17 protein-coding genes are annotated in these 14,793 nt (G+C 36.1%); all 17 read left to right on the top strand.

The features are described from left to right. Positions 1-5: 5 nt before the first annotated feature. Entirely contained in the window at positions 6-782 is a 777-nt protein-coding gene (locus A6049_RS03295) for an isoprenoid biosynthesis enzyme family protein (RefSeq protein WP_145921893.1), read from the top strand. Positions 783-1,068: 286 nt separating this feature from the next. After that, the gene (locus tag A6049_RS03300; protein WP_063563251.1) at positions 1,069-1,617 is read left to right on the top strand and encodes an ATP-binding protein; all 549 of its coding nucleotides are present in this window, start codon (positions 1,069-1,071) and stop codon (positions 1,615-1,617) included. A gap of 530 nt (positions 1,618-2,147) precedes the next feature. After that, on the top strand, positions 2,148-2,735 hold the full coding sequence (locus tag A6049_RS03305) for a histidine phosphatase family protein (RefSeq protein ID WP_063563252.1): 588 nt from the start codon (positions 2,148-2,150) through the stop codon (positions 2,733-2,735). A gap of 704 nt (positions 2,736-3,439) precedes the next feature. Then, positions 3,440-4,375, top strand: coding sequence for an acetamidase/formamidase family protein (locus tag A6049_RS03310; protein ID WP_095205943.1), 936 nt, complete (start codon positions 3,440-3,442; stop codon positions 4,373-4,375). A 167-nt stretch (positions 4,376-4,542) separates the two neighbouring features. Further along, positions 4,543-5,094: a 2'-5' RNA ligase family protein gene (locus A6049_RS03315; protein ID WP_063563253.1), complete on the top strand. Its 552-nt coding sequence runs from the start codon at positions 4,543-4,545 to the stop codon at positions 5,092-5,094. A gap of 180 nt (positions 5,095-5,274) precedes the next feature. Continuing rightward, complete coding sequence (locus A6049_RS03320; RefSeq protein WP_063563254.1) at positions 5,275-5,841, top strand: histidine phosphatase family protein; 567 nt, start codon at positions 5,275-5,277, stop codon at positions 5,839-5,841. Between the two features lie 295 nt (positions 5,842-6,136). Next, positions 6,137-6,466: a hypothetical protein gene (locus A6049_RS03325; protein ID WP_145921894.1), complete on the top strand. Its 330-nt coding sequence runs from the start codon at positions 6,137-6,139 to the stop codon at positions 6,464-6,466. A 285-nt stretch (positions 6,467-6,751) separates the two neighbouring features. Further along, a complete protein-coding gene (locus A6049_RS03330; RefSeq protein WP_240321295.1) occupies positions 6,752-7,858 on the top strand; it encodes a DUF3626 domain-containing protein in 1,107 nt (368 codons plus the stop codon). Positions 7,859-7,975: 117 nt separating this feature from the next. Further along, entirely contained in the window at positions 7,976-8,491 is a 516-nt protein-coding gene (locus A6049_RS03335) for a phosphotransferase-like protein (RefSeq protein WP_063563257.1), read from the top strand. Between the two features lie 75 nt (positions 8,492-8,566). After that, positions 8,567-9,187, top strand: coding sequence for a zinc dependent phospholipase C family protein (locus A6049_RS03340; protein WP_063563258.1), 621 nt, complete (start codon positions 8,567-8,569; stop codon positions 9,185-9,187). Positions 9,188-9,429: 242 nt separating this feature from the next. After that, positions 9,430-10,071, top strand: a complete 642-nt coding sequence (locus A6049_RS03345; RefSeq protein ID WP_063563259.1) for a DEAD/DEAH box helicase family protein — start codon at positions 9,430-9,432, stop codon at positions 10,069-10,071. Positions 10,072-10,384: 313 nt separating this feature from the next. After that, positions 10,385-10,864 carry a hypothetical protein gene (locus tag A6049_RS03350; protein WP_063563260.1) on the top strand — a complete coding sequence of 160 codons (480 nt, stop codon included), beginning with the start codon at positions 10,385-10,387 and terminating at the stop codon, positions 10,862-10,864. A gap of 133 nt (positions 10,865-10,997) precedes the next feature. Continuing rightward, positions 10,998-11,705: a GNAT family N-acetyltransferase gene (locus tag A6049_RS03355; protein WP_240321296.1), complete on the top strand. Its 708-nt coding sequence runs from the start codon at positions 10,998-11,000 to the stop codon at positions 11,703-11,705. A 211-nt stretch (positions 11,706-11,916) separates the two neighbouring features. Then, positions 11,917-12,666 carry a class I SAM-dependent methyltransferase gene (locus tag A6049_RS03360; protein ID WP_095205945.1) on the top strand — a complete coding sequence of 250 codons (750 nt, stop codon included), beginning with the start codon at positions 11,917-11,919 and terminating at the stop codon, positions 12,664-12,666. A gap of 45 nt (positions 12,667-12,711) precedes the next feature. Beyond that, the gene (locus A6049_RS03365) at positions 12,712-13,113 is read left to right on the top strand and encodes a GNAT family N-acetyltransferase (protein ID WP_063563262.1); all 402 of its coding nucleotides are present in this window, start codon (positions 12,712-12,714) and stop codon (positions 13,111-13,113) included. Positions 13,114-13,245: 132 nt separating this feature from the next. Further along, positions 13,246-13,680, top strand: a complete 435-nt coding sequence (locus tag A6049_RS03370) for a DUF5662 family protein (RefSeq protein ID WP_063563263.1) — start codon at positions 13,246-13,248, stop codon at positions 13,678-13,680. 59 nt (positions 13,681-13,739) lie between these two features. Beyond that, a complete protein-coding gene (locus A6049_RS03375; protein ID WP_063563264.1) occupies positions 13,740-14,735 on the top strand; it encodes a serine hydrolase domain-containing protein in 996 nt (331 codons plus the stop codon). The last annotated feature ends 58 nt before the right edge of the window (positions 14,736-14,793 follow it).

The raw sequence follows: 14,793 nt of genomic DNA on the forward strand, positions 1-14,793 counted from the left end.
GGGGAATGGACCTGGCGAATACAGAAACGTTATTTGAAACTTTGGAATGGCGGAAAAAAGAAAAAACAATAAAGGAGATTACCTCAATGTGTACTAGTTTCGCTGTTCATTTAGACAAGACATTTATTGGTATGAACTTCGATATTTCTCGAAGACCAATCAAAATTATTATGATTGGTGAAGATCAACTATTAGTTCTTCAGAATGATGATGGACAATTTTATCCAGCCTTCGGTTTGAATAGTACTGGTACATTCATGAATTTATTAATGGTCGATCCAATTGAAGAAGGCAAATATAGACGTGGCAAGAATTGCGTACATATTATGAAATTGTTTGATGAAATTCTTTCAGGACGGATCGAGTTATCTCAATTAAGTGAATATTTAACAAATAACGTAATTGTTAATGTCCCGAGTCATAGTGTCCACAGTTTGATAGCCGGGAGAAATCGGAAGACATATATTGTTGAGCCTGGAAGACAGAACATTGATATTAACTCTTCCGATAGGGACTTCATGGTACTAACTAATTTTCCAGTATCGGATAATTTCAATAATGAATATAAGAATGTTGAAGGACCAGGAAAGGATAGATATATAAAGGCCTATGAAGTCATTACAAATAACAAAGAAACATTTAATATTGAAACAGGCCTTAACTTGCTTAAGGGTACTACTCAGCAAAGTGGGGATTATCCAACCCAAATTTCGCTTATATTTGTTCCAGAAGAAAGTAAAGTTCATTTTACTTTGAATGGAGATTTTACAAAGAATATTTGAATTCTCATTTATCCATAAGCAAATTCAGAGTTTTGAAGGTTTTACAAGCAATAAAAGTCTTAAACTTACCAAAAAAGGTGTATTACTTTCAGAACTTGAAGATTGGTAATGACTATACAGATATAGGAATAGGAATTCGAGAGAAATTCAAATGAAGTCTTAAGCATCACATCACACTATATTCATGCATAGGGCCCTCGTTCCGACCGGGCGATGAGACGTTGTGGATACGAGAACTTTAAGTGAGAGACCGGTAAAAACCATAATAGAAATAGGAGAGATTCTTATGGAACGCTTGGTAGTCATGACGGTAGGGAAAACTCATAGTGGCAAAACCACCTTTGCCAAAGAATTAGAATCCGTATTACAACAAGCTATTGTAATTGATCAAGATAATCATGCTGAATTTATTAATGAGCATTACAAGAAACTTCGCCCTATAGAAGGCCCAAACACTTTAAAATTCTCTGTAACTGACGCAATTGTTAACTATGCTACGGAGCAAAGCAATTTCCACATTATCTTAAGTAACTCTAATTTGAATAAATCAGGAAGAGCAAAAGTTCTCCGATATTTTCATAACAAAGAATTTAAAAGTATCATTGTGTATTTTGATTTACCCGATGATATATTGAAAGATCGCGTTATACGCACGCAAAGAAGCAAAGCTATATTTAGAAGTGCTTCAAGCTTTTTGGAAGTATTGGAGAGACAAGAAAATTTGTTAGAAATACAACCTAGTAAAGATGAAGCAAATTATATATTTATCATTAAGGACCCAAATAATACAGCGGAAGTTATTCAACAAATAATAGCAATCACGGGTACTAGATGATTCGATGAAGGCTGATCCTTCAGATAACATTATATCCACGCTGTGAGGTTTACGCCCCTTGTTCGTCCCGATGTATAATCATGGTAGAAATCGGACGACACACGAGCCGACCTAAGATAGGAGCTATCTAAGGCCGGCTCGCGTCGTGAATACAATAACGTTAGGTGAAATTACCGTAAAGCAGGTCAGATAGGGAAAACAAAGATGGAAGACCTATATCTTTTAAAACATAACCCATCTTAAGATATTCACAAAAAAAAATGACGAGATAGTAGACGACTTTTGGATATGGTCAGAGAAGCAAAAGCAAGTACTAGAATGAGAAACCACAATGAATGTGAAACGATTATAGATAAACTAAGTGAAAGATCATAGGGCCCTTGATCTACCTGAAGTATATTTGAGAAGAGTAATCAGGCTGGTACCCATTCTCCTAAGATAAGAGCTATAAATAGGGAATGGACGTCGCGAATATTTCAATTATTGGAAAGATACGCAAATCTATAATTTAAACATTGAAGGAGAACTAAATGGCGACTATAGCACTGATAAGGCATGGTAGCACGAGTTGGAATAAAGAAGGACGAGCACAGGGTAACTCTGATATTTCGCTGGATCAGGATGGGATTAATCAAGCAGAACTTTTAGCAACGAGATTAAGATCAGAAGACTGGAATCATATTTATTCAAGTACTTTAGCAAGAGCAAAGCAAACTGCTCTTATTGTAGGGAGTGCTATCGGAGTAGATATTCACTTTGATGATCGTCTTCGGGAAAGGTCCGGAGGATTGATTGAAGGTACTACTGAAGAGGAACGAATAGAAAAGTGGGGAACAGGTTGGATAGAATTAGATCTTGGACTTGAGCCAATTGAGATCGTCCAAAAGAGGGGTGGAGAGTTTTTAGAAGAAATAATGATGAAGCACCAAGGTGAAAAGGTGCTGGTGGTTTCTCATGGTGCCTTAATTCAATTTAACTTTATCAATTTAGTTCCTGATTTTCCTACAAAAGATTTTGGCAATACATCAATAACTATTTTAAAGAAAATAGATAATCAATGGACATGTGAACTGCATAACTGTACAAAACATCTAGAGGGTAATATCAAAGAAGGCTAATCCATCTAATAACACCATATTCAAGCTTCGGGGCATTTGCCCTCGGTCCGGCAGAAGTTAGAGGAATATTCGGGGCTAGATTTTCAGTAGCGAGGAAGTGGAATCAGCCGGACACATCCAATCGATTAAGTGCGTTGATGTGTACCCGGCAGCTTCCTGCCTAAAGTCGATAGGACGTCGTGAATACCCGAACGTTATACGAAACACTTCGAAAGCGAGAAAAACATGAAAACAAATAAGGCAATGAAGAATTTATTGGATGAGTTATCTCAATCAAATAAATTCATAAATTCGGATTTATTAAATCCCAATTTTATTGAATAGGATAATTGTATCTTGATTCTAAGTTCTACAATCGAAGGAGAAGATGTGGTAATTAGATTCTATCAATCTAGGGATAATGAACCTGAATGGATTAATCTAAACGATCTTGAAGGATATAAAGAAGAAGCAATTTTAGTAATTGAGATTCTGAATCTAATTCAATGATGAGAAGTGCTTCGTATAACAAAATATTAAAGCTTCGCGCCATTCGGCCTTTGGTCCGGCAGATGCTTTTCGGGGATATGAAAGCAGTCGGACAAATCTTCACCGACTAACTGCATCGCGGCCAGCTCCTGACGGAGACTTAAGTCGGTGACGTCGCGAATACGAAACGTTATACAAAATTGGCATTAAGATAATACCGCATTGGAGGCGATATTATGGTGGTACACAAAATTGAATTATCCCAAGAAATATTAATTGGTTCATTTACTAAAGAAGTAACTCCAATCATTTCAGTGTCATCTGGTGATTCCATATGTTTTGAAACATTAGACGCAGGTTGGGGTACTGGGAGAAGTAATAGTGAGAGAAGGAAACCATTTTCAAGAAAAGAAAAAATTGATGGAGGCCACGCCTTGGTGGGACCTATTTATATTGAAGGTGCTAAGAAAGGCATGACTTTAGAGATTGAGTTTAATGATATTATACCTGGGCAATATGGTTTTACTGCTGCAGGTCAATATCCTAATTGGCAAAACCAGAAGTTACATTTGACCGAATTTAAGGAAATTAGCCTTGATTGGAAACTCGATAATAAATCCATGGTGGGAGTATGTGAAATCAACGGCAACTCCTTCTCGGTTTCATTACGACCTTTCATGGGCGTTATTGGAATGCCTCCAGATGACATAGGAATTCACTCTACTTGGCCGCCACGATATTGTGGTGGAAATATTGATTGTAAAGAGCTTGTGAAAGGCAGCAAATTGTATCTTCCTATTTCTGTCGATGGGGGTTACCTTGCTATTGGAGATGGTCATGCTTTGCAAGGGGATGGAGAAATCAGTTGCCAGGCTATTGAATGTCCGATGGAAGTTGTTGATATAACTGTAAATTTGATTGAAGGCATAGATTTGTTAAACCCCCGAGCTAATACTCCCGCAGGGTGGATTACTTTTGGGTTTCATGAAGATCTTAATGAAGCAACCGTTCAAGCTTTAGATGGAATGCTTACCTTGATGGGTGAGTTGTATGGTTTAAATCGTGTTGAAGCTATTGCTTTAGGGAGTTCAGTTGTTGATCTACGTATAACGCAAATTGTAAATGGGGTTAAAGGGGTACATGCCTGTCTACCACATGGAATTTTGAAGTGATTCGAATGTAACTCAGTACCTGAAATAAAGAAAACACATATGAATATCTTTCATGATTTTAATGTTTAGTGGTCTCAACTAATCATTAAGGAGAACCAGGCAAAAACGTACGATTAGTCATACGATTTCATGATGAATAGGGATAAAAAAGAAAGGTGGGGGTTCGCTTGTATGCTATAGAATTACTCTTCAACAAAGAATTCGATGAGTACGTCAGAAAAGTATGGATGCACTTTGACAAAGTTGGGATCAGTCATTTTATGAATAGATTTGAGAACTTAAGTCCTCATATAACACTTGCCGTATATACGGATATTTCCGATTTGAAAGGATTTAAAGAACAACTGGAAATCTATTTTGATAATGTTTCTCCTCTTCGTTTACGATTTGATATCGTAGCTACCTTTCCGACCTCGGGAACGATATTTTTAGCTCCAACCATGACGGAGGAACTTCAACGTTTACATAAGGATTATTATAATAAGTTAGACAAATATAATAATCAAGCGAGTATATATTATAGTCCAGATCAATGGAATCCACATTGTACCCTGGGAACACAATTAAGTAGAGAAGCGATAGCTAAGGGAATTCATGATGTAGTAAAGGAATTTGAACCTATGGATGGGATCATAGAAAGAATGAGTTTAGTGAAGATTGAGCTGTCAGAAGAAGGGAACAGGAATATAACCATATTTGAACAATCTTTTGAAAGTTAATTCAAAGAGGTCAGTTACTGCGTATAACATTATATTCACGCTGCGGGTATTCGCCCTGGTTCCGAAAGGAGTCGGAGCATACGCTGGGTAGTAAAACACAAGGGAATGGACGTCGCGAATATATCAACTTTATGTGAAATCATAGTGTGACATTCATGAAAGCATCTAAAGGAGGCTTGTATGAAGACAATTATCTATATGGTTAGGCATGGAGAATCACCATACAACGAAGGAAATGAAAGAACAAGAGGGCTTACCCCAAAAGGAAAGATCGATATTGAAAAAGTAACGAAGTTACTTATAGGTGAAGGAATAGACATGATTATATCAAGTCCTTATACTCGAGCAATTCTGAGTGTTGAAGGATTGGCCAAGCACTTAAAGTTAGATATTAAAGCATTTGAAGATCTTAGAGAACGACATTTTGCATCTTATAATATTGAAAATGCAGAGTTAATGTCTAGTATCAGAGAGAGTTTTAATGATTTTGATTATACCTTGCCGGGTGGAGAGTCCAATGCTGATTGTCAGAAAAGAGCACTCTCAGTTCTAAAACCCTTACTAAAAGAGAACAGAGGGAAGAAAATAGCAATCGGGACTCATGGTCTTGTGATGACTTTGATGATGAATCATTTTGATTCAGCTTTTGGTTTGGAGTTTTTGAATCAATTAAAGAAACCAGATATTTATAAAATGCAATTCGAGGACTTAGAATTAAAGAAAGTAACAAGAATGTGGAATGATTAAATTTCCTAAGGTATAGAAAGAAAACTGTGATCTTACTTGAAAGAGTATTCACGCTGCCTTGGTCTTGCTGGAAGCAATTCGGTGAAGTGTGAGCAGGAAGACAACACTGAGAGGCAAACTGAGCAAGCGCAGCCGGATTTTTTGGTTCTTAGACTTCTCGGCGTCGTGAGTACAGGAACGTTAGATGAAAGCATCCAAATAAAATAAAAACATCTAAGAAGAGTAAAAAGAAAAAATGATAAAATCTATTAGTATTGATGCATGGAATGGGACCACATTTAAGGAAGAAGTCATTGTGAATCCTACATGGATGGACACTTTAAGTTTTTTAAGAAAACTCGATGGAGATAAATTTACATTAGTATTTTTTGAGGTATCAGACACCGATTCAGCATTAGTTGGGGGCGGACCTGAATATTTCATTGTGTCTATTACAATTGATGATACTATATATACTCTTATGAACGATAAACAGGATAACTGTGAAATTCCCCTGGTTGTTGGTGGTCAGTTAGGCAATTATTGTGATAACATTTGTATAGAATTAATTCCCATGCTTGAAGTAATACGGTATTTTTATGAAACCGGAAAACTACTCGAATTACATAAATGGAGACAAGAATAAAATTACTCTGAATGTAACTCGAAGAAATGAGTGACATCATCTAATGGGCAGCAGGGTTCGTGGTCCGGAAGAGCAGATTCACCGGACACTTTCAACCTGCTAATTGGCAAAGCCACCTGTCACTAATTTCCTAAAGCCACTTAAACATTGCGACTTAAAAAAACTGCGAACGCTTACATAAAGGCTATGAAATTATGCGTTACTGCAGGGAATGATGATGCTCCTAATAGCCTTGTTTTTAAAAGTAGGTTGAGGTCTCAATTTTAGAAAAGGATGGTGTTTCTTGTGTCGAACAACAGACAACTTACAAGATCTCAGAACGCAGCGATTGAATATATAAGTAATGACGCAAGATCCCAAAAAAGAGAAGCTCAAGCATCACTCAAAGAAATTTTTCATTTTTCGAATATTCCTTGGAATACCTATGAAGAAGCAGTTCATAAGATTAAATCCCATGCAAGGGTGGCTTTGCATTTTCATCCGGATCGTCCGGTTTTAGATATGAAAAGTGTTGCTCAATCTTTATTAGAGCAGGGAATCTATAAAAGTCAGTTCGAGACATTCATATCCAATGGGAGCGTATCTGCATACGTAGGTGGTGCAAGAGATCTTTGGGAGGAAAAACTATTTGGTGGAGCATATCAGTTAGAAGGTGCAACCAACTTTGAACGGCCAAAGTATGGTGCTCTTCATTTGTTGTTACATCCGGATGGACCGTCTCCACGATTCGGCTCTTGTTATTTTCTTTTAAAACCGAATGCTTCATATCGCTGTACGTTCACTTACGGTGGCTCTCAAGATGCTCCAAAGGAAAAGGGGACATATGAGGAATTAGACGATATTTTATCTGCGCTTTTTACGGATGCTTTCTTTCGGGATTATGCTATTGGAGAAAAAGATCTTACTCCTAAAAAATTGATAGATCAGCTATTGTACAATCTGGAACGTCCGTTAGAGGATCCGTCAAAACTGGCCCCACATCGGAATCTTAACCATTTTATCGAAACTCAAATTCATGGAGATATATATCTTGAAGATGATGTGGAAATTTTAGTGGCTGACCCATCGTTCAAAGGAACGGAAATAGGGAATTATTTAGAGCAAATCTGCATCAAATATTCCATTGAACTATTTTGGCATATGGGATTTGCGATGCGTGTAGAGGAAGTGCCCTCTGATTTTAGGGGCCCAACCATGCCATCATTAGCGAAGCGAATTGCAAGGAATGGTCACATCGACGCAAGTGTGATCGGGAATGCTGTCAACGATTTGAAACGCAATCCTGATCTTTGGTCTGACAGAGGTAATTACGAAGAAGTGCTTCAGGAATTAAAATACATGTGGCATATACTCGTTCGATATGGTAAATCGATTGCTGACCAGAGTAATTAATTTTTACTGGAAATACTGGTTGAATCAGTGAAGGCGGGGTTCGGAAGTACATTTTTAGTGGAGATCATAAGAATCATAGACACTTTAAATATAACTCGTGCAAAGGAAGATGAGAAAATGGATAAAGGGAAAATTATATTTCTGAATGGGGTAACCAGTTCTGGTAAAACTTCAATCGTAGAAGCGATGCAAAATTACGATGAACCCTTTTTTTATGTTGTGGCCAATGATCTTTTTGAAAATACGATTGGTGATAAACATTTGCAAACAGACTACTGGAAGTATTCAAGTGAAGCCATCATTCTAATGTATCATACAGCAAAATTATTTTCCGATCATGGAAAGAATGTTTTAATCGATGGGGTACTTGTTGAAAGACCGGAATTAAAGCCACATTATGATAAAGTCCAAGATATATTTGATGGATATCCTTTGGATATCGTTGAGGTGTACTGCCCGTTAGATCTTTGTCGTAAGCGAAATATAGAACGTGGTGACAGAAGAGAGGATCAATCCGATGAGCAAAATAAAATAATGTCGCAACACATTCGCTATAGCTTTTCAGTCGATACGAGTTTGAATACGCCGGAAGAATGTGCAGAAATGATTATCACATCACTATTCAAGAAATAATGATTTGAAATATCAGTTTAAGGAATCAGAATCAGGTAAACAGACTTCAAACTTTCATTAAGGGGAGGAAGAAGTATGGGTTCAAGAATAATGCATCTGATTGTGGCGAATAGAATTGCAGATTCCTTATCTATTGTAGATAAAACGCCTTTTTTACTTGGAAATATTGCACCGGACACAGTTATAACAAAAGATTCATCACATTTTTTTGCTGGTGAAATTCAGGATTATTCAAGGAACGTAGACTATAAAGGATTCTTACATAAGTATCGATCACAGGCAGAAGACCTTTATGTTTTGGGTTATTTCACACATTTAATTGCGGATGATATATGGTTAAAAGGTTTTAATTTACCTTGGTTAAGGAACAGAATGGAAGCTAATGAGGAACTATATAATCAGTATCATAACGACTTTAGATTATTGAATGGGAAGTTGCTTGAACATTATGGATATAAAGAGGAATTAAGAAACAGGCTTAATCACATTCCAACAATACCGGATTTAGAGGAAGTTAAATCTACAGATGTCAAAAAGTTTGTGCCATATATATTTGACGATTTGGATTATGACAAAGAAATTTTGATAGAAGCCCTTAATGTTTTTACTTTTGAGCAGATCATTGGTTACTTAGAGACATCAGTCGATATGGGAATATTGAATATGAAGTATATAAAAGTAAAGTACAATTTGTAAATAATTCTATGAAGTCGCATGGTAGCTGCACGGTCTAAAGATATGAGAGCAAGTCAATCCGCAATGTCATGTGGCTCTAACGGACAGATTAATGGTAAATGAAGGAGTGAACTATAATTCGCCGAATACTATTTAGGTATAAATAAGAAAAGGAGGATTATATTATGTGGTTTTGTTGTGTGTATAAAAAACCGATAAGAATCCGTAATCACCCTCAATATTAAAAATTGAGGAGGAATAAAATGAGAATAAATAACAATTATTTAAAAGAACAATTAAAGCATGTGTATTGGTTAAATGGTGGTTGTTGCGCGGGAAAGACAACGATGACAAAGAAACTTGTTGCAGAGTTAGGATTTCAAACATTGAGCGATAATGTCTTGAAGTATAGACCATTCACTAATCCGACTGAATATCCTGCTCTTCAATATCCCCATCCTGGTTTAAACTGGGAAGAGTGGTTTAATAGGCCTACTGATGTGTCTTTTCCATGGCTTTGTGAAATTGTTGTAGAAATGATGGAATTTTTCGTTATTGATTTATTAAAGATGCCAACGGATAAACCAATCATTATCGATTTAGGAATAATGCCTGAACACATTTTACCCTTTATTCCTAAAGAAAAAATGATGTGTCTTTATACATCTGATGATGAAATAGAAAAGCTATATTACTTTAGAGAAGACCATAAGATGATTTTGGATGTTATTAACCTTACATCAGATCCAGCGGAAACGATTAAACATGGCAACAAAACAATGGTGAAATTCTCCAATGAAATTAGAAATGCCTGCGTTAATAACAATATCAAAACACTTGAAAGAACACCTGACTTGGGTATAGAAGAACAATTCAGATTAGTTTGTGAGCATTTTGAATTATGATATGAGCATCCTTTGTTAATTTTATATGTAATACGGGTCAGGCTACCGATATAAGGTAGCCTGTTTAAATAACGGGACATGTTAGTTTGTTTATAGTGAATTATAAAATCATGCACCTCCTGACGTCCTGTCTGTAGTCAAGGATATGAGCCGAAATCAGATAACAATATGTTTACGCAGCGGCTTCTTACGGAACCTTGGTCTGCAGAATGAATTTCAGGGAAGCTGGCTCAGTAAAACATTCGACTTCGTCGGACATCGTTAATACAGGAGCGTTATGTGAGATGCCGGATATATATACAAGGAGCGAAAAATGAAAAAATGTATAGTGTTTATATTATTCATTTCAGCCTTATTAATGGGATGTAATAAGAACGAGATAATATATAACGCCCCAACCAATGAACAAATCACTGATTATGTAAATAGTCATCGTTTAGATTTACAAGATAGTATATGGATTAAGGACTCAGCAATCATTTTGTTCGAAAACTCATTAATTACCCTTTATACAGATCAACATGGGAAGGTATATGACCAAAAATTATCATGGGGAATAAATTATTCAGATCCTGTGACTGTAGGAAACGGAAATCCATATATAGCAGTCATAATTAATAACAAGATGTTAAGTTCTGGAGCTGCTCGTATTTTTATTACTTATACTGATGGTAAGTCCTATTCAAGAGGGATTACGGAAAAGAAGGGTTATCTGATTCCTAATACTCAAATTAATGAAGTAGAAAACTTAGCAATTTTCGATAATAACGGTAAAGAAATTTACAAGAAGTAAACGGAGTAGTCCCCTTCAGTTACGAATTGATCTTTACCACCGAACTTGGGGAGCAAGAGATATAGTTTATTTAACGTGTTTAAGGCGCATTAGTGTTTTATTCTGCACTGGAAAATTTATATTTTATGGGGGATTGAAATGGAGATTGTTTTTAGGGATAGCAACCTATGACCACTATTTTGGTGAAGCATTTTTTGCTACTAAACCAGGGTTTGAAGAATTGGAAAAAGATATATTAGAATATACCACTACTACTTTCAGTAATGAAAATGGCCTTGGGATTGTGGTGAATGACAAAGATACTCACACTCTAGATTTATTACGCAGTAAGAAGTTTGTGGAGAATGATCTGACTGAAAACATACTTGAACTTACACTACAGAATGTTAGCCTTGATTATGTAAATCCTAAAGGCGTAATTTTAAAGAATATGGATGTTAATAATGATTTGTTTAAGTATCAGAAATTATTATGGAAAGGTTTTAATCACGAAGGTCCTGTGCCTGAAGATGAAATTACCATTGATAAGAAAAAAATAATGTTGTCAGCAAGAAATATGAATTCATTCCTACATATTGTTGCTGAAAATGAAGACGGGGCATACGTTGCTTATTGTGGCTTATGGTACAGTCAAAAAACGGATTATGTTTATGTTGAACCTGTATGTACAATTCCGGAGTATCGGCAGAAGGGGCTTGGAAAAGCAGTGGTATTAGAAGCCTTGAAAAGAGGTCGGTCCTTAGGTGCTGAAAAAGCATATGTTATTTCGGATAGTTCTTTTTATAAATCATTAGGCTTTCAACAGCATTCTCATTATACTTTCTATTGGCATAACATTTGAAATTTACTCAAGCCTCTCGGGTTCGTAAATGTAGGAAACGCTATTTAAAAGGGGAAGAATTGTGAGAAAGGATGAATGCATGAATATTCAGGACCTCCCAATTGAAATAACAGAACTAATCGGAAAAGTTCAGGGGGCTGCAAGATCAATTACGAAGAGGCATTAAGTAAACGAATGGAGCTGCGAACAAAATTATATTGAGGGGGTTATCATGGTGAATAAACATAGTGTTTATGAAACAAACAGCTCCTATTGGGATACGAAAGGAAATGACTTTTTAAGAGCAATCGTGCTTCCTTTTTATGGAGCATTTGTAACAGAGGAAAAATGCCAACTTTTTGGCGATGTCTCAGGAAAAAAGATGTTAGAGATCGGCTGTGGAGATGGTCAATCTTTGCAATATCAGGGAGAGCGTAAAGCAGCTGAGCTATGGGGGATGGATATATCAGAAAATCAAATTGAAAAGGCGAAGCAACATCTGACAACGTGTGGTCTTTCAGCAAAATTGATCTGTTCTCCTATGGAAGAAGAATCTAACATCCCTGTGGATTATTTTGATTTTGTTTATTCGATTTACGCCATAGGCTGGACAACAGACCTTGAAGGTACCTTTTGTCGGATCGCTTCATATTTAAAAAAAGATGGCATATTTATTTTTAGTTGGTCTCATCCAATTCACAAATGTGTTGTTGAAGAGAATAATAGATTGGCTTTTAACAAGTCTTATTTTGATGAATCTTGGTATTCGGTATCTCCTGATTTTTGTCAAGGCGAGCTAACTTTGTCTGATCGTAAACTATCAACCTATATAAATGCGTTAGCGAGAGCAGGGTTTGGTATTGAACAAATGATTGAAGAAACCGATCAGGAAATAATCCAATTGCATGATGAAAATAATGATCTCGTAAAAAGAGCGAAGATGTTTCCTGTAACCTTCGTTATCAAAGCAAGAAAACTTTGAAATTACTGAATAGATCCAAAAAAATATTATCTATGGGGGTTATTCATGGTAACGTTAAAATTACATACAGAGAAACCGATTCTACAATCTGAACTAATGGGTCTTTATCAAGATGCTGGTTGGTGGCCTAACCGAGATGAGAATGGAATATTACAGCTACTTGTTAGTGGTGTTGCAGTAGGAGCTTGGAAAGATGATATATTAGTTGGTTTCTGTAGGTCTATTTCAGACGGAATATATCGGGCTTATGTAGAAGATGTTGTTGTATTAAGTATGTACAGAAATAAAGGAATAGGAGAACTAATGGTCAAAAGACTTTTAGATGAGTTAAAAGATATTGACGTTATTAGTTTGTTTTGTACAGAGGATTTGGGTGGTTTTTACGAATTGTCAGGTTTTAAACGGACAAAGCAAATTGTAATGCATTATAAGAATCAAGGAATTTAAGGTCGGCTCACGTGGTGTATACGGGAACGTTATGTGAAAGAAATGTAAAATCATAAAAAAGGAGCATTATTGAATATGAGAACGTTGTAAGAATTGTTTGAAATTGAGTAAGAAACTTTAAAACCGAAGGAGATGGTAACTATACTCCTAGTATATTGGCGGTATTTTCTTTATGTTATGGATCATAAATTAAACGTTCTAATCGAATGTTGGCAAGAAGGATTATATCTTCAAGGGGTAATCCATGACATGTCTAAATTCTCTCCTCACGAATTTTTTCCTTATGCACGTAAATTCTATTCAAATCAGAAGGACGAGGATACCGAGCTGAGATGGAAGAATGCGTGGCTGCACCATCAAAATCATAATAAACACCACTGGGAGTATTGGATAGTAAATAAAAATACTAGAGAAGCCTTACCAATGCCAAAGAAATATTTAGTAGAAATGGTATGTGACTGGCGGTCTTTCTCAAGAAAATGGGGGCGTAAAGTTAAAGAAACTAATTTACCAGAAAGAATGATGACATCTGAAAGTATAATATTACACCCAAAGACGAGGGAATAACTTGAAAATTTCATGAAGAAAAAACAACAACAATAACACAGTGAAGGGTGCACCTTTCATTGCTTAACCTAAAAATATCAAATAATAAAGCATTCATTGAACTGAATGATTATGTCTTACAGGTAAAGAATAAAATATCTGCTACCGCTGCTGCGACATATATTATTCATAATGATCGTATCGTGAATGAATGGTACTCAGGAGTACATGACAATTCTAAACATAGTCGATTAGTTGATGAGGAATCACAATTTAATGTTGCTTCAGTTCGAAAAACATTTTTAGGATTTGCTATTAGTCTTGCATTACATGAAGGTAAGGTCAGAAGTATAGATGATCTTGTTGTGGACTACTTGAATGAGTTAGATAGGGAAGTACTAAGGCATATAACAATACGACATTTGTTAACCCACACTCATGGTTTAGGTGATCTGCATAATAGATTGTTTCTTCAAGGAACCGACTGGAAGTACAATAATACTGGTGTTAATCTGCTAATCGAGATTATTCGGAAATTATATAAAATCCCTGTATCACAATTACTCGAAGAGCGTTTATTCTCACCTATGGGCTTTAACCAAACAGGATGGAGGAAGGAGAATAATGAAAAATTAGTATGGCTTAATGAACAATATAAGGATGATCAAGGTAACCTGGCCAACTTATTTATGAGCACAAAGGAACTAGCATATTGGGGTTATCTGCATTTGAATAAGGGAGCTATAAACGGGAATCAGATACTTCCTAAAGAAATATTTGAGCAGACAACCACTATAATTAGTCCTCCTGATCTGGAACAACAATTGCCGAGAAACGGTTTTTTTTGGTTTGTGCAAGATGAACCGCGGTCTTTTACAGAATTAGGTGATAAACTTCCACACGGTTCTTTCCAGTCTCTGGGTGCCACTGGATGTGCCTGTCTTGTCATTCCTAAGTGTAAAGCTGTAGCGGTAAGAATGTATAATCAGACTGAACAAAATCCGTTGGGGTACGATTATCTTGAGGATATCAAAACATTTGGAAATTTGGTCTGTAAGTACATAGAAGATCTATAAACCGTGAACTTGGCTTAAAAGATATCAGGCATTCCATTTAAAAGATAATGATAAATTT

Source organism: Paenibacillus sp. O199 (assembly GCF_001636635.1).
Classification (GTDB): Bacteria; Bacillota; Bacilli; order Paenibacillales; family Paenibacillaceae; genus Paenibacillus; species Paenibacillus marchantiae.

Coding starts and splice junctions, on each gene's coding strand:
- A6049_RS03295 (WP_145921893.1), top strand. CDS start 6: ATGGACCTGGCGAATACAGAAACGTTATTTGAAACTTTGGAATGGCGG.
- A6049_RS03300 (WP_063563251.1), top strand. CDS start 1,069: ATGGAACGCTTGGTAGTCATGACGGTAGGGAAAACTCATAGTGGCAAA.
- A6049_RS03305 (WP_063563252.1), top strand. CDS start 2,148: ATGGCGACTATAGCACTGATAAGGCATGGTAGCACGAGTTGGAATAAA.
- A6049_RS03310 (WP_095205943.1), top strand. CDS start 3,440: ATGGTGGTACACAAAATTGAATTATCCCAAGAAATATTAATTGGTTCA.
- A6049_RS03320 (WP_063563254.1), top strand. CDS start 5,275: ATGAAGACAATTATCTATATGGTTAGGCATGGAGAATCACCATACAAC.
- A6049_RS03335 (WP_063563257.1), top strand. CDS start 7,976: ATGGATAAAGGGAAAATTATATTTCTGAATGGGGTAACCAGTTCTGGT.
- A6049_RS03340 (WP_063563258.1), top strand. CDS start 8,567: ATGGGTTCAAGAATAATGCATCTGATTGTGGCGAATAGAATTGCAGAT.
- A6049_RS03345 (WP_063563259.1), top strand. CDS start 9,430: ATGAGAATAAATAACAATTATTTAAAAGAACAATTAAAGCATGTGTAT.
- A6049_RS03350 (WP_063563260.1), top strand. CDS start 10,385: ATGAAAAAATGTATAGTGTTTATATTATTCATTTCAGCCTTATTAATG.
- A6049_RS03360 (WP_095205945.1), top strand. CDS start 11,917: ATGGTGAATAAACATAGTGTTTATGAAACAAACAGCTCCTATTGGGAT.
- A6049_RS03365 (WP_063563262.1), top strand. CDS start 12,712: ATGGTAACGTTAAAATTACATACAGAGAAACCGATTCTACAATCTGAA.
- A6049_RS03370 (WP_063563263.1), top strand. CDS start 13,246: ATGGTAACTATACTCCTAGTATATTGGCGGTATTTTCTTTATGTTATG.